This is a genomic window from Barnesiella sp. WM24, from assembly GCF_004570975.1.
Taxonomy (GTDB): Bacteria; Bacteroidota; Bacteroidia; order Bacteroidales; family Muribaculaceae; genus Muribaculum.
Genome location: NZ_SPPC01000003.1, coordinates 43032 through 57900 on the forward strand (window position 1 = coordinate 43032; position 14869 = coordinate 57900).

Consider the following 14869-nt stretch of genomic DNA (forward strand, 5'->3'; position numbering starts at 1 on the left):
CTCAATAGTTGACAGGTTTCGAGCCATCTGAAATGAATGAGTCTTTAAATCCTATAAAGTACAACACTCCATCAAGCCCGATTGTTGAGATGCTCTGTCCGGCGGTGGCCTTTACTTTCGGTTTGGCATGGAAAGCAATGCCAAGTCCGGCGGTAGTCAGCATCGGAAGGTCGTTGGCTCCGTCGCCTACGGCAATTGTCTGAGCGATGTCGATATTCTCGACCTGAGCGAGCAGACGCAGCAGCTCGGCTTTGCGTTTACCGTTTACGATGTCGCCTACATATCGGCCGGTAAGCTTTCCGTCGACGATTTCAAGTTCGTTGGCATACACATAGTCGATTCCAAACTTCTGTTTGAGATAATTTCCGAAGTAAGTGAATCCGCCCGAAAGTATGGCGGTCTTGAATCCGGCGCGTTTGAGCACCTCCATCATCCTGCTCACTCCTTCAGTGACGGGCAGTTTCTCGGCGATTTCCTTCATCACGCTCTCGTCAAGTCCTTTCAGTAGAGCCACACGCTCGCGGAAACTCTCGTCAAAATCGATTTCGCCTCTCATCGCGCGCTCTGTTATCGCCTTGACTTTGGCTCCTACACCGGCGCGCTCCGCAAGCTCGTCGATTACCTCGGTCTCGATAAGCGTTGAGTCCATGTCGAAACATACCAGGCGGCGACAGCGGCGATACATGGTGTCCTGCTGCAGCGAGATGTCAAATTCCTCTTCAGCCGAAAGCTTCATGAACAGCGATTGCATCTCATTGGCATCGTTGGGGTTACCTCTCACTGAAAATTCAACACATGCCTTTGTCTTTGCCTCTTCACCTTCCGAGAGCGGCACTCGGCCTGTCAGACGCTGGATGCTGTCTATGTTCAGGTTCTGGTCAGAGATGATGCGCGTTACCGAGGCTATCTGACGCGCGGTGAGGCGGCGTCCGAGTATAGTGACAATCCATCGGTTTTTGCCTTGTCGTCCTACCCATGCCTCATATTCTTTCACAGTCACAGGCGTGAAACGTATCTGTACATTCAGCTCCGATGCCTTAAACAGCAGGTCTTTCATTATATTGCCTGAAAGATTGCTGGTGGTCTTTATCAGGATGCCTAAAGAGAGTGTATGATGTATGTCAGCCTGACCTATGTCAAGGATTGTTGCGTCATATTCGGCAAGAATTTCAGTAAGTGCCGATGTCACGCCGGGGCGGTCATGTCCTGAGATGTTTACCAGGATAAGCTCCAGTTTCGGTATTTTATTGTTCATGAGTCGTTTAAAGTGATGAATGGTAGCGTACTAATCCCTCCATCGGGGTTTTGATCACTGTGTCGATTTTTGCATCGAGCGCTGCCGCCGCTTCATCAAGCACGGCACGGTAGTGGTAGGCTATGGAGCCTACAAAGCTTACTGGAAGCGAGCGATAGCGGTCATATTGGGCTACATTGCGCACAAAAAAAGATTTGAACTCGTTTAGCACAAGACGGTGTATCGCCGGTTCCTCGATGTTTTTAAGCAGGAATGGCGTGACTGACGCCAGGAATCGGTTGGGCGACTGCTCCTTATAAACGCGGCGTATGATTGCTGCGCGTTCAAGGTTATACTCGTCAAGAAAACGGTCACACAGCTCTCTTGGCAACTGATGTTTTAACACGTCGCCTATAAGATGGCGTCCAAGCACCGCCCCGCTGCCCTCGTCGCCTAGAATGAAGCCGAGCGGACTTACATGGTCCTTTATCTCGTGACCGTTGTAGTAGCATGAATTTGAGCCTGTGCCGAGTATACATGCGATGCCCTCGTTATGACCGAACAGTGCCCTTGCCGCACCCAGAAGGTCGGAATGAGCCTCGATAGTGGCTACATTGAGATTCTGACGGATGGCACGGCGTACATTGCGGCAAACATCCTCGTCGATACATCCTGCTCCGTAGAAATATACTTCTGTCACCTTTTCGGCAAGGTCGCCGAGCTGAAACATCAGCTCATCGTCAAGATACTGCGCGATTTCCTCTTCAGTGAGCATCAGTGCGTTGAATCCGGAGGTGAATATCTGCTTCACCGGCTTATCATAATCAAGAAGACACCATTCAACCTTGGTGCTTCCGCTGTCAGCAATCAGTTTCATTACTTTTAGTCTCTTTTTCTTAATGGACTGCAAATTTAATAAATATTTATAGCGTGTCATCCATAACTCCCGATTTTTTCGTTGCCACGCCGGTATCTGTCCGGTATGTATTATGTCCGGTACATGTCCTGACTTTACATAATAATATGTTATAAATGATAGTTCTTACGGAGATTATCTGTATGCCTGAAACATGTTGTCGGGGTCGGTGGTTTTGAAATAAATTGAATAATTGTTAACTTTGTTGCGTGTTACGGATGGAAACACATGATTTTGTGATGGAATATTTTAATAAAGAGATTAAAATGGATAATAAAGGTAGGAAAGTTGATTTCACATTATGCTTTGCGTTATTGTTGATAGCAATTTCCGTAGGACTGATGTGGTTTGTAATATTTTAAACTAATGGACCGGCTTATTGCCGAGTGCATTTTATTTTTTGTGAACGACAAGAAACAGCTCTTGATAATGTTAAAGAAGATATATTTGCTGGGACTTCAGTTGACAGGCTCGGCTTGCTGTTTGACGGCTGATGTATTGCCCGACAGCATTGCTGACCAACAGCTGATGGAAGTTGTGGTCAATGGCACTTCCGTCAGTCGTCGGGTCGGAAATCCGCGTCTTGGCGCTGAGAGGCTCGAACTGTCAAAACTCTCCCAAGTGCCGTCGTTTGGGGGCGAAAACGACATAATAAAGTCAATAGCGCTTCTCCCCGGAGTTCATGGTGAGGGTGATGGCGGTGGCGGATTTGAAGTGCGTGGCGGCAATGCCTCGCAGAATCTTGTCATGCTTGACGGCATCACTCTTTATAACCCATCTCATGTGATGGGCATATTTTCTACATTCAATGATGATGCATTGGGGAGCGCGACTTTATACAAGGGACCTATTCCTGCGATGTATGGCGGTGCAACGTCATCGGTGCTTGAGACGTCACTTGCGGCAGGTGATATGGAACAGTGGCACGGGAAGGCTTCGATAGGTATTCTTGCCGCCAAAATTATGGCTGGCGGCCCGATTGAGAAGGACAAGCTCTCACTTGCCGTTACCGCACGCCGTTCTTATGTCGACGCGTTTCTTAAACTTGTGCCGCAGTATAGAAGCACGATTATGAATTTTTATGACGTTACGGCGAAACTGCGTTATCGCCCTGCTCATGCCCATCTTGTCGACTGTTCATTTTTTATAAGCCATGACAATATGGCGATAAGCGGCCTTATGGGTATGTATTGGGGAAATCTCGGGGCTTCTGTCAACTGGACTGCCCATGCCGCCGACCGACTTACATTCATTTCCACTTTGTCGTTGACCCATTTTGACCCGAAGATGGAGGCGTCGGTAATGGATATCGACCAGGCCATGAAAAGTTATGTTCACGATTATTCTTTTAATGAGAGAGTGCGCTTTAGTGTGACCGACAGTCATGGCGTCGAGGTGGGTTTGCGGTCAGAACTGTTCAGGGTTAATTCGGCAGAATGGCTTCTGAACGCTGCGAAGGAGCGGGAAGTGAGGTCGCTTTGGGAAAACTCGGTGTGGATTGACTATTCCGGGTCATTCCGGGAGAAGATTGAAGTTTCGGCAGGTATGCGCATTGATGTCTCGTCAGTAATGTCAGGCAGCAGGTTTCATGAATTTATATCATCGTCAGGTGAGGGCAATCAGTTTGATGGAAAGACTTACGTTGATTTGCAGCCACGCATAAGCTTGAAATATAACATTTCCGGCTGTCACAACATAAAAGCCGGATTTGCCGTGGCAACGCAGAATCTCCATTCGATACGTTCAAGCGCCACTTCTTTCCCTTTTGACCGTTATGCGTTGACATCGGCGGTAGTAAAGCCGGAGCGTGTGTTGCAATATGGATTGGGTTATGCCGGCATGACAGTGACCGGTGACTATGACTGGTCGGCAGAGGGCTATTTTAAGTCTATCGATAATGTCTACGATTATAAAGATGGCAGAAGCTCCTTTTCCAATATTGTGCTTGAAGATATAATTCTTGGAGGAAAAGGACGCAGTTATGGCGCTGAGTTTATGTTTAGAAAGAATACGGGGAGACTTACGGGATGGCTCTCATACACGATTTCACATACGGAAACCCGTATTCCGGGCATAAATGACGGAGAGTGGTATGACGCCGGCAATGACCGCCGTCATGACTTTTCTGTAACTGCCATATATCACCTGTCGCGGAAATGGGATTTTTCCGGCTCATGGATATACTCGTCGGGTCAGCCGCTCACAGCGCCTGATGCGAAATATGAAGTTGCCGGCGAGACCTGCTATTACTATTCTCGCCGTAATGCTTACATGACTCCTGCCACCCATCGTCTTGACCTGTCGGCGACTTACACACATGCCGGTCCGCGGTTCACTTATCAGTGGGCTTTCGGTGTTTATAACGCATATTGCCGTTATAATCCCTATGTGATATATTTTGAGGATGACCCGTCAAAGCCTTCCGGCACAAGGGCTGTCCAGCAGTCCATGTATGGTCTTGTGCCGTCGGTTTCCTATATTCTGAAATTCTGAATCCTAAGATTCCCGGAGTTGCGTTATATAAAATAGACATAGCCTGTCATGAAAATTTACTTAATAATGAATAGATTATTGCATATTCTTGTCGTGACGATTGTCTCTGTTCTGGCGACGTCATGTGAGAAGGAGCTTGACTTCAAATATCATTATATCGAGCCTCTGACTGTCATAGAGGGCGAACTTACGCCTCTCGGCGTGAAAGTAGGGATAACCCTTACTACTCCCATGGATGAGCCGATGAACCGCACGCGGCTTACTGACGCCGTTGTGACATTGGAAGACATCACATCAGGCGAGACGACTGTCCTCACGCCCGATGATGAAGGCTTTTTCTATGACCCGTCGCCTGGTGTTGCGGGGCATGATTATCGCCTTGTTGTAGAGCGTGACGGATGCCATTATGAGGCAGAGACCACAATGTTTCCTCCTGTCAGCATTGTCGGTCTTGAATTTAACTGGATAAAGATGCCTTACGACCATGTGGCTGTGTTGCAAGGTCAGTTCATTGACAACAGTGATGGAAATGATTATTATTGGGTCAAGCTTTATCGCAATGGAGAGATATATCAATGGGGAGAGATGGATGACCGTGGCGCGGTCGACGGGATTCTGACTTACTTCACGATGACGACGCGCATGGACACCGATGAGGAAGAAGACGACTCTGTGCTTTTTGACGGCGATGTCATGACTGCCGTCGTCAGTCAGATTACACGTCCTATGCATGACTATCTTGAAGCGCTGCAAAATGACAGCAATGGCCCGGCAATGTTTTCGGGCGATAGATGTCTGGGCTATTTTATTGCGTCTTCGCCTGTGTCTGACTCAATCGTCTTTCACCCCGACGAGATTCCCTATTACAATTGACCGTAGTTCAGATTAGACTTACATGTTTTTGTTCAGTGACGCGAGGTATTGCTTAGGCGTATGTCCTGTTTCTTTTTTGAACAGGCGGCTAAGATGCTGCGGGTATTCAAGTCCTAACCTATAGGCTACTTCCGAGACCGACAATCCGGAGGCAAGCCCGTTTTTTGCTTGCCTGACTATAAATCTCCTGATTGTGGAACTGGCATTCTCTCCTGTGGTTTTCTTTATGAGGTCGCTGAAATAACTCGGTGACATACATAGCTGTTCGGCGCAGTAATTGACCGTAGGGATACCGAGGTTGCCCTGGCGGTTTTCAGCATAATATTCATGCAATAGTGTCTCGAATTTAGAGAGGATACCTGCATTTGCCAGTTTACGGGTGAGAAACTGGCGGTTGTAAAACCTGTTACAAAATTTTAAAAGCAATGATATATAGCTTACAAGAATTTCATCCTGAAAACTATCTCTCGGCAAGTTAATCTCCTCTTCCATCTTTTGGAAGATGGATGCAATGGTTTTATGCTCATCGTCATTCATGTGCAGAGCCTCATTTATTCGGTAGTCAAAGAATGAGTACCCTTTAATCTCGTTTTGGAGGCTTGTGCCATGTAATAGATCCGGGTGAAACAGCATTGCCCATCCTCCTATTGAAGTAAGTTCGCCGTTATCTTCTTTGCCTCCTATCTGTCCCGGTGCAACACATATCAACGACCCATTTCTGTAATCATATTTTCCACATCCATACGTAAGGTCATTGTCATTATTATCCTGAAGAAATATGCCATATACGCCATAACTGTTCAGACTATGACGTATCGGAGATATGCGGGAATAGTCGATAATACTGACAAGCGGATGCCGGTCTATGATGCCATGGTATCTACTATAATCTGATGGAGTGTTGACTTTCAGGATTTTGGGCATAATACACTGATTGGTTGTACAAAATTAACGATAAAACCGGCATATATAGTATTCTTTCTAAAATATTGATACAACTTCAAAAGAATTCGGCACTTTTATAAAGATGACTGTCAGTAATTTTGCATCAGGAACAAGTATTAACAACATGGAAAGTAAAGTAATTCTTCCACTGACGGTCTGCGAAGATGATGTCATAGGCTATATCGCAAGCCGGTATTCTTCATCACCGGTTGAAATAATTACCCGATATATGGAGCAAGAAGGGATAATCCCTGGCAATGATATAAGGAGTTGCCGTCTTGAAGATAATGAAATGGCAATATTGAGAGACTTGGGTTTGCGCCCATCTTCAGTAGAGTTTGTAACAAATCAATAATGAAATGATGACACGTTTTATAAATTATATTTACATTATTATGCTAATAACCGCAGTCGCATGCAATAGTGATAACGACACTTTCGATAAGGAGTCGGGAATGTGTGCCAAAGAAGAGATGACCACAGATGGTATCGTGCGCCTCTCAAAAATAGAGGTTTATCCGCAGTATCTTGATGAGTATATGGAATGTGCCATAGAGGTTGGAGAAATCTCGATACGAACAGAACCCGGCGTACTTACAATGTATGCTGTAAGCGAAAAGAACAATCCTTGCAGGGTGACAATCCTTGAAATCTATGCAAGTAAAGAAGCCTATGAGAAGCATATTGCCTCTGCTCATTTTCAAAAGTATAAGCAGGGTACTCTCAGAATGGTGAAATCGCTTGAACTTGTCGATCAGAATCCTCTGAATCCTGCCAATAAGGTAGTTAATTTTATTGAGTGAAGTCAAAAAATGAGCCCCACAACAAAGTGTATGAAGATTTTTGGAGCTATCTTTGCTGTCTAAACTCAGACTGATATGGAAAAACTGGAAGTGTTGGATTGCTCAAACACCTTTATAGCGAGTTATTTCACTGATGACCGTGGCTGTGCTCACTGCAATCGTGAACATACTCTCATATTCATTCATTCGGGCGAACTGGAAATTACCGACAATGGGCGTAAGACCATACTTCATCCCGGCGACTGCGCTTTCATGAGGCGTGACAACAGGATGTGGCTTCAGAAGCGAGTCAAAGACGGCAAGTCCTATCGCTCGGTTGTGATGAAGTTCTCCCGAGATTATCTGAAAGAGTTTTTCCACACTCTTAACCGCAGGGACATTCCGGCTGATGCGCGGCGTGAGAAAGCGAGTCTTGTGAAATTTCCGGCAAATCGTCCGGATGTGCGAAGTCTCTTTGATTCGCTGATTCCTTACTTCGATGCAGGAGTATCTCCTGATGAGGAGATATTAAAAATGAAAATGGCAGAAGGGATGTTTGCCATTCTTAAAACCGATGAAAACCTGTATGCCTTGCTGTTTGATTTTGTCGAGCCGTGGAAAATCGACATCGCGGATTTCATGGAGAAAAACTACATGAACGACCTTACGATGGAAGAAATGGCATATTATACGGGCAGAAGTCTTGCCACGTTCAAGCGCGATTTTAAAAAGATAAGCACTCTGACTCCGCAGAAGTGGCTGATTCGCCGACGGCTTGAAGCGGCACGCGAACTTATACGCAAAGGTGGCAAAAAGGTGTCTGAAATATGCTTCGATGTCGGATTCAAAAACCTGTCTCATTTCTCAAAACTATATAAGGAAACCTACGGTATGGCACCGACTTTCACATAATGAGCCGCAGGACAAAATGAATTGAGCCACGTAACAAAGCCGTTGCGTGGCTTTCGCTGTAATTTTGCGATATGAAATCAAAACCATTCCGTATATGAACGACATATTTGCAAAAGACCTCAGCGGCAAACTTGTATCGCCCTGCGAACCGGGCTATGAGCTTCTGATAGATGATATATTCTCGACTATGGAGACTGCGCAGGAGCTTGCCTCGGTCAGTGTTCGCGACCAAATAAGAGTGCATGAACTGATGGAGAAAATCCTCGGCAAACCGCTTGACGACAGTACCACGGTATTGCCTCCGTTTTATATCGATTACGGCAAACCGGTGAAAATAGGCAAAGACTGTTTCATCCAGCAGTGTTGCACATTCTTTGGCAGGGGAGGCATAACAATCGGTGACGGAGTGTTTATCGGTCCGAAGTGCAATCTCATCACCATCAACCATGACCCGAACCCCGACAATCGCAGTGCTACATATGGACGACCGATTGTCATAGAGGATAAGGTCTGGATTGGTATAAATTCCACAATTCTTTCGGGAGTCAGAATCGGCTATGGCTCGATTGTCGGAGCGCAAAGCGTGGTGACTAAGGATGTTCCCCCGATGACAGTTGTCGCCGGCAATCCGGCAAGAATAATCAAGAAGATAGAATCATGAAAGAGGAAAAGGGAGTCAGCCGCAGGGGTTTTCTGAAGACCGCGGCAGTAATCGGTGCGGCATTGTCGATAAATCCTGTGCTTGACAAAGTGCATGCGGCTGAAGCCGTGTTGTCGGGCAAAGATTCGACAAAACTGAAATCCGGCAATATGCAATATCGCACACTTGGCTCGGGAAACGCAGCAATGAAAGTGTCGGCACTCGGATTTGGAGTGATGGGGATGAACTACAACCGCTCGCAGTCGCCCGACCGAAAGGAGTGCATACGGCTTATACATGAGGCTGTTGACCGAGGTGTGACATTGTTTGACACGGCTATAATATATGGTCCGCTTAAAAATGAACTGCTTGTCGGTGAGGCTCTTGAACCATATAAGGGGCGCGTTAACGTGACTACTAAATTCGGTCATGAGGTGATTGATGGCAAAGGCACCGGTCGGCAGGACAGTAGCCGTGCTACTGTACGACGGTATTGCGAGGAATCATTGAGGCGACTGCGCATTGATTCTATTCCATTGTTTTATCAGCACCGATATGACCGCAATACTCCAATCGAGGAAGTTGCCGAAACGATAAGCGAGCTTATCAGGGAAGGTAAGGTGCGGCGCTGGGGATTATGCGAGGTGAGTGCCGACACAATACGCAAGGCTCATGCAGTATGCCCGCTGACGGCTATCCAGAGTGAATATCATCTGATGCATCGCGACGTGGAGATTAACGGAGTGCTTGATACCTGCCGTGAGCTCGGCATAGGGTTTGTGCCTTGCAGTCCGCTCAACCGCGGTTTTCTCGGCGGCTGCATAAATGAGTACACTCGTTTTGACACCGACAACGACAACCGCCACATATTGCCGCGTTTCCGGCCGGAGGCAATACGCGCCAATACACGGATAGTCAACGAACTCCGGCAATTCGGGAGGGAAAGGGGTATGACCTCCTCGCAGGTGGCACTCGGATGGCTGTTGCACAAAGCCCCGTGGATAGTACCAATCCCCGGCACAACCAAACACTCTCATCTCGAAGAGAATCTTCACACACTCACATTTAGTGTCTCTGACGAAGAATGGCGCACACTTGAGACCGCTGTAGCCGCTATCCCTGTAGTCGGTGACAGGTATAATGCCGAACAGCAAAAGCCGGTAGGATACTGATTACAGCAAATCGGGTATATTTACAGATGATTCGGGTAGGGACAATTATAATGTTGATTATTAATTTTGCATTATACATTAAATAAAATGAGAATAGTTTTTATCGCAATTTTTACACTGCTTGCAATTGTAGGCGTGCAGGCAAAAACACTCGTAGTCTACTATAGCTATACCAATAATGTAGAGCGGATAGTGGATGAACTCAGTAAGAAAATAGATGCTGATGTGCTGGAGGTCGAACCGGCGCAAAAAGGTCTTGATTATGCTGCCGACAACTATGCCATCGGCAGCGCGCAGATAGCTTCCATTCGCAATAATCCCGCTGACGCGGCTTCATATCCTGCGATTGATCCTGTAAATGTGAATCTGTCGGAATATGACTGCATTATCATCGGTGCTCCGCTTTGGTGGAGTAATATGGCAGCCCCTTTGCAGACATTTCTGTTTCAATATGGCAGGGAGATGGCAGGGAAGAAAATCGGACTCATCGGTTCAAGTGCAAGCAGTGGCATAAGCGGTGTTGAAGCCGATGCAAAGCGACTGATACCCGGCGGTGATTTCCTCTCCCCGTCACTTTGGATAAGGTCTACCCAGACTTCAAATGCCGGCGCTATGCTTGATGACTGGCTGAAGGATATAAATTACGACAACCTGACAGCAGGTGTCGGACATATTTCGACTGACTCTGACGAAAGATATACAGTATATGTACTCTCCGGCGCAAGGCTTCTTTCTGAAGCCGGCTCTGTTGCAGGATTATCAGCGGGGATATATATCATAAACGGAAAGAAAACAATTATATCGAAATGAAAAGAATAACAATAATATTGCTGGCAATATCGGCAATGACATCAAATCTTATTATGGCACAGCAGAAAATAGCTCAACATTCAGCTCGCGAGACGAAAGTCGTGCAAACCGCAGGGCGCGACCAGCTTGGCGATTTCGCTCCGGAGTTCGCCCGTCTTAACGACGACATCCTTTTCGGAGAAGTATGGAGCCGCAATGACCTTCTTTCATTGCGCGACCGCAGTCTTGTGACAATCACATCTCTTATCTCGCAGGGAATTACCGACAGTTCGCTGACCTATCATCTTCAGGAGGCGAAGAAAAATGGGATAACCCGCACAGAGATTGCCGAGATACTGACTCACGTAGCTTTTTACGCCGGATGGCCGAAGGCATGGGCGGCTTTCCGCCTTGCAAAATATGTATGGAATGACGGTATCAAGGGTGATGATGCAATGGCAGCCAACGACTCTGTCGCTTCGCAGCGCGAAGAATTCGCGCGTTCGATGATATTCCCGATAGGCGAGCCTAACGCGGCTTACGCGAAGTATTTCACAGGCAACAGCTATCTTGCACCGATTTCCGACGCGCAGATTCCGTTTGCCAATGTCACGTTTGAGCCTGGCTGTCGCAATAACTGGCATATCCACAAGGCTGACAAGGGCGGGGGACAGATGCTCGTCGGTGTCGCAGGACGAGGATGGTATCAGGAAGAAGGAAAGCCTGCTGTCGAGATACTCCCGGGCACAGTAATACACATCCCAGCCAACGTCAAGCACTGGCACGGGGCGGCAAAAGACTCATGGTTTGCGCATCTCGCATTCAGTGTGCCAGGTGAAAACTCAGAAAATATCTGGCTTGAACCGGTGACCGATGAAGAATATGATGCTCTAAGCAATACTAAGACCCGGCGTTAACTAATATTGTGGAACGGGGTCTAATTAAGCTGCAGCCGGTATTCTCTTGGAGTGCTTCCGGTTTGTTTTTTAAAGAAGCGGATGAAGTGCTGCGGGTGCTGGAAGCCAAGCAGCTCGGCAATCTGTTTGGTACTTAGTGCGGGATTCAATAACGAGTTTTTAGCGTAGTTTATCATTTTCAGCTGTATATATTCCTGTGCGGTCTTGCCCGTTTCCTGCTTTACAAGATCGCCGAAATAGTTGGATGAAAGGCATATCTTGTCGGCGAAATACTTTACTGTGGGTATCCCGTCGGTCACTCCGCGTCCACTGTCAAGATATTCGTCAATAAGCTGCTCGAATTTGCCGAGGGCGTTATGATTAAGTTCTTCACGAGTGACAAACTGACGCTCATAGAAGCGCATGCAGTAATTGAGCATTACCTCTATGTTGGATATTATAAGAGACTTGGAAAACTTGTCGATGGGATGTTGCAGCTCACGGGCTATCTTGTCCATATAGTCCTGCAAGATCAGGCGTTCTTCTGTAGACAGGTGCAACGCTTCGTTTGAGGCGTAGGAAAAAAATGTGTATTGCTTGATTTTCTGAGCTAAAGGAGTCCGCAGAAGAAAATCGGGATGAAACAGCAGCCCGATCGCTTCCGGTGCCGGCCCGTCCTCAAAACGATGCACTCCTACCGTCTGACCGGGAGCGAAACTGACTACCGTTTCGTCATCAAAGTCATACGATGTCTTTCCATAGTTTATCTTGCACCCGGTGGTCTTTTTAATGAAAAGCGAATAGAACCCGAAGTGCATGCAATGGGTCGGCTGCTCCACGGTATCGTCAAAATGAACTATACCGACAAGCGGATGTCGCGTCTCAAAACCGAAATAGCGGTTGTATTTTTCAATAGTGTCTGCCTCGTATATTTCCATATAAGATTTCTTTTTTGCAAAGATAGCTATAATCAACTGTCGCGCAATGCGGAAAACTTACCTATATGTAATCGGGGTACATAATTCCGTAAGATTGGTACATTTTGCGAATCAGTGATTTAAGGCAGATGTGTAATTCCGTAATCGAGGTACATTCATGCGTAATATTGGTTATTCCTGCCATTTGTTTTGAAGCTAATTTTGCACTGTGAAAACAAATAAATAAACGATATGGTAAATGATATTATTGAACGTATGAGAAACGGCGAGCGCATATCCGAGACTGCTCCCGAACTTCTCTGTGACGAGATTGAGAATACCCGTCGGCTTATCGCCGAGTTGAACACCGGCTACCATACACCCGATGAGATACACGCCATTCTGGAACGCATCTGGGGGCAGCGGCTTGACAGCACAGTGAGGATGTTCCCGCCGTTTTATACCGCTCTCGGCAAAATGACAACGGTAGGCAAAGAGGTTTTTATAAACTTCGGCTGCACCTTTCTTGATCAGGGCGGCATAACGCTGGAGGACGGAGTGTTTGTCGGCCCCGGTGTGAAAATCGCGACCGAAGGACATCCAGAAGAACCTGAAAGACGACATTCACTGATTACATCCCCGGTTGTGATTCGCCGTAACGCATGGATCGGAGCAGGAGCGATAATACTGCCCGGTGTCACGGTCGGTGAAAATGCCATAGTGGCCGCAGGGGCTATTGTAAAAAATGATGTCGCCGATAATACAATTGTCGCTGGAATACCCGCCAAGTATATACGACATATAAATACATGAATATATGAAAATCAAAATTCTTTCAATGATAATGTCTATGCTTTCTCTGACAGCGTGTGCATCATGCACCACAACGGATGATGACCCGATAACTGAAAATCCGGTTCCTGATTCGACACCCGGCACTGAACCCGGCAAAAATGGCAGCGTACTGGTAGCATACTTCTCATGTACGGGCACCACGGAAGGTATTGCCGAGGGTATAGCGGACATAACCGGGGCATCCACATTCAGAATCGAAGCGGAAGAGCCTTACACTGCCGCCGACCTCGACTATAACAGCGACTGCCGCGCCAACAGGGAGCAGAACAATCCTAAGGCTCGTCCGGCAATAAAAAGTATGCCTGACGGTCTTGACCGATACGATGTGGTTTTCCTCGGTTATCCGATATGGTGGGGAGAAGCTCCGCGTATAATCAGCACCTTCCTTGAGAGCGGAGATTTCAAAGGGAAAACGATAGTACCGTTCTGCACCTCACACTCCAGCGGTCTTGGGAGCAGCGACCGCAATCTGCATTCTCTCGTCCCGGATGCTGTCTGGATTCCCGGACGACGCTTTGTGGGAAACACTGCCAAAACAGGGCTTGAAAAGTGGATTTCAGGACTTGATATAAAATTTGACACAGATTCTGACTCAGATATGGATTACTCTAAATTTCCTCTTTCAGAGGGTAAAAACGGTCAGGCACCCACAATCCGCCTCAGCAGCGGATATGATATGCCGATAGTTGGTCTCGGCACATACAGCCTTACAGGCGACGTGTGCGTGAACTCCGTGAAGTCGGCTATCTCTCTCGGCTTCCGAAAGATTGACACCGCGCACATGTACGGCAACGAGGTAGAGGTGGGTCGTGGAGTACGTGAATCGGGTGTGCCGCGTGAAGAAATCTTCGTGGCGACCAAACTCTACCCCAACCAGTATGGCAACCCCGAAGCCGCAATAGATGAGTGTCTTCGCAAACTCGACCTCGGCTACGTTGACCTGATGCTTCTTCATCATCCCGGCACTAATGACGTGAAAGCCTACAAGGCGATGGAACGATATGTCAGGGAGGGAAAGATCCGCTCCATAGGCGTGTCATGCTACTATATCAGGGAAATCGACGAGTTCATCCGTCAGGTCGATATAAAGCCTGTGCTTGTACAGAACGAGGTTCATCCCTATTATCAGGACACTGATGTCGTTCCCCATATCCAGAATCTCGGAATAGCGGTCGAGGCGTGGTATCCGTTAGGGGGCAGAGGGCATCAGAAGGAATTGCTTAACGACCCGGTACTGACCGAAATCGCCGGGCGGCACGGCAAATCAGTCGCACAGGTCATTATGCGCTGGGACTTGCAGCGTGGTGTTATAGTGATTCCCGGATCAAGCAACCCCGACCACATGAAAGAAAACATCTCAATATTTGACTTCGAATTGACCGAAGATGAGATGACCGCGATTGCCGCACTTAACCGCAACGAGAAACATGACTGGTATTGACGTG

14 protein-coding genes and 1 pseudogene are annotated in these 14869 nt (G+C 47.2%); 11 read left to right on the plus strand and 4 right to left on the minus strand.

Annotated elements, in window-relative coordinates:
• Position 1: 1 nt before the first annotated feature.
• Entirely contained in the window at positions 2 to 1255 is a 1254-nt protein-coding gene (serB, locus tag E4T81_RS03405) for a phosphoserine phosphatase SerB (protein WP_135041423.1), read from the minus strand.
• A gap of 7 nt (positions 1256 to 1262) precedes the next feature.
• Complete coding sequence (locus E4T81_RS03410) at positions 1263 to 2111, minus strand: ATPase (protein WP_135041425.1); 849 nt, start codon at positions 2109 to 2111, stop codon at positions 1263 to 1265.
• A 468-nt stretch (positions 2112 to 2579) separates the two neighbouring features.
• Here E4T81_RS03410 and E4T81_RS03415 point away from each other — a divergent pair, with 468 nt between their 5' ends.
• Positions 2580 to 4643, plus strand: a complete 2064-nt coding sequence (locus E4T81_RS03415; RefSeq protein WP_167761629.1) for a TonB-dependent siderophore receptor — start codon at positions 2580 to 2582, stop codon at positions 4641 to 4643.
• Positions 4644 to 4709: 66 nt separating this feature from the next.
• Positions 4710 to 5516 carry a DUF4249 family protein gene (locus tag E4T81_RS03420; RefSeq protein ID WP_167761631.1) on the plus strand — a complete coding sequence of 269 codons (807 nt, stop codon included), beginning with the start codon at positions 4710 to 4712 and terminating at the stop codon, positions 5514 to 5516.
• A gap of 18 nt (positions 5517 to 5534) precedes the next feature.
• Here E4T81_RS03420 and E4T81_RS03425 read toward each other — a convergent pair whose 3' ends face one another.
• Positions 5535 to 6440, minus strand: a complete 906-nt coding sequence (locus E4T81_RS03425) for an AraC family transcriptional regulator (protein ID WP_135041430.1) — start codon at positions 6438 to 6440, stop codon at positions 5535 to 5537.
• Positions 6441 to 6585: 145 nt separating this feature from the next.
• On the opposite strand from E4T81_RS03425, the gene E4T81_RS03430 reads away from it, so the two are divergent.
• The 7 genes and pseudogenes from E4T81_RS03430 (at position 6586) to E4T81_RS03460 (ending at position 11673) form a co-directional block, all read left to right on the plus strand.
• The gene (locus E4T81_RS03430) at positions 6586 to 6816 is read left to right on the plus strand and encodes a hypothetical protein (protein ID WP_135041431.1); all 231 of its coding nucleotides are present in this window, start codon (positions 6586 to 6588) and stop codon (positions 6814 to 6816) included.
• Positions 6817 to 6913: 97 nt separating this feature from the next.
• Positions 6914 to 7264: pseudogene (locus E4T81_RS03435) on the plus strand (putative quinol monooxygenase); the annotation flags it as partial.
• Positions 7265 to 7339: 75 nt separating this feature from the next.
• Positions 7340 to 8155 (plus strand): helix-turn-helix domain-containing protein, encoded by an 816-nt coding sequence (locus E4T81_RS03440; protein WP_135041435.1) that lies wholly within the window; start codon positions 7340 to 7342, stop codon positions 8153 to 8155.
• Between the two features lie 94 nt (positions 8156 to 8249).
• Entirely contained in the window at positions 8250 to 8816 is a 567-nt protein-coding gene (locus E4T81_RS03445) for a DapH/DapD/GlmU-related protein (RefSeq protein WP_135041437.1), read from the plus strand.
• Entirely contained in the window at positions 8813 to 9967 is a 1155-nt protein-coding gene (locus E4T81_RS03450; RefSeq protein WP_135041439.1) for an aldo/keto reductase, read from the plus strand. Before E4T81_RS03445 ends, E4T81_RS03450 begins: the two co-directional genes overlap by 4 nt.
• A gap of 87 nt (positions 9968 to 10054) precedes the next feature.
• Positions 10055 to 10777 carry a flavodoxin gene (locus E4T81_RS03455; RefSeq protein WP_135041441.1) on the plus strand — a complete coding sequence of 241 codons (723 nt, stop codon included), beginning with the start codon at positions 10055 to 10057 and terminating at the stop codon, positions 10775 to 10777.
• Positions 10774 to 11673 (plus strand): carboxymuconolactone decarboxylase family protein, encoded by a 900-nt coding sequence (locus E4T81_RS03460; protein ID WP_135041443.1) that lies wholly within the window; start codon positions 10774 to 10776, stop codon positions 11671 to 11673. The genes E4T81_RS03455 and E4T81_RS03460 overlap by 4 nt, the downstream gene beginning before the upstream one ends.
• A gap of 20 nt (positions 11674 to 11693) precedes the next feature.
• On the opposite strand, the gene E4T81_RS03465 is transcribed toward E4T81_RS03460, so the two are convergent.
• Positions 11694 to 12590, minus strand: coding sequence for an AraC family transcriptional regulator (locus tag E4T81_RS03465; protein WP_135041445.1), 897 nt, complete (start codon positions 12588 to 12590; stop codon positions 11694 to 11696).
• 231 nt (positions 12591 to 12821) lie between these two features.
• On the opposite strand from E4T81_RS03465, the gene E4T81_RS03470 reads away from it, so the two are divergent.
• Positions 12822 to 13382 (plus strand): DapH/DapD/GlmU-related protein, encoded by a 561-nt coding sequence (locus E4T81_RS03470; protein WP_135041447.1) that lies wholly within the window; start codon positions 12822 to 12824, stop codon positions 13380 to 13382.
• Between the two features lie 4 nt (positions 13383 to 13386).
• Entirely contained in the window at positions 13387 to 14865 is a 1479-nt protein-coding gene (locus tag E4T81_RS03475; RefSeq protein WP_135041449.1) for a flavodoxin, read from the plus strand.
• The last annotated feature ends 4 nt before the right edge of the window (positions 14866 to 14869 follow it).

Coding starts and splice junctions, on each gene's coding strand:
- serB (WP_135041423.1), bottom strand. CDS start 1,255: ATGAACAATAAAATACCGAAACTGGAGCTTATCCTGGTAAACATCTCA.
- E4T81_RS03410 (WP_135041425.1), bottom strand. CDS start 2,111: ATGAAACTGATTGCTGACAGCGGAAGCACCAAGGTTGAATGGTGTCTT.
- E4T81_RS03415 (WP_167761629.1), top strand. CDS start 2,580: ATGTTAAAGAAGATATATTTGCTGGGACTTCAGTTGACAGGCTCGGCT.
- E4T81_RS03420 (WP_167761631.1), top strand. CDS start 4,710: ATGAATAGATTATTGCATATTCTTGTCGTGACGATTGTCTCTGTTCTG.
- E4T81_RS03425 (WP_135041430.1), bottom strand. CDS start 6,440: ATGCCCAAAATCCTGAAAGTCAACACTCCATCAGATTATAGTAGATAC.
- E4T81_RS03430 (WP_135041431.1), top strand. CDS start 6,586: ATGGAAAGTAAAGTAATTCTTCCACTGACGGTCTGCGAAGATGATGTC.
- E4T81_RS03440 (WP_135041435.1), top strand. CDS start 7,340: ATGGAAAAACTGGAAGTGTTGGATTGCTCAAACACCTTTATAGCGAGT.
- E4T81_RS03445 (WP_135041437.1), top strand. CDS start 8,250: ATGAACGACATATTTGCAAAAGACCTCAGCGGCAAACTTGTATCGCCC.
- E4T81_RS03450 (WP_135041439.1), top strand. CDS start 8,813: ATGAAAGAGGAAAAGGGAGTCAGCCGCAGGGGTTTTCTGAAGACCGCG.
- E4T81_RS03455 (WP_135041441.1), top strand. CDS start 10,055: ATGAGAATAGTTTTTATCGCAATTTTTACACTGCTTGCAATTGTAGGC.
- E4T81_RS03460 (WP_135041443.1), top strand. CDS start 10,774: ATGAAAAGAATAACAATAATATTGCTGGCAATATCGGCAATGACATCA.
- E4T81_RS03465 (WP_135041445.1), bottom strand. CDS start 12,590: ATGGAAATATACGAGGCAGACACTATTGAAAAATACAACCGCTATTTC.
- E4T81_RS03470 (WP_135041447.1), top strand. CDS start 12,822: ATGGTAAATGATATTATTGAACGTATGAGAAACGGCGAGCGCATATCC.
- E4T81_RS03475 (WP_135041449.1), top strand. CDS start 13,387: ATGAAAATCAAAATTCTTTCAATGATAATGTCTATGCTTTCTCTGACA.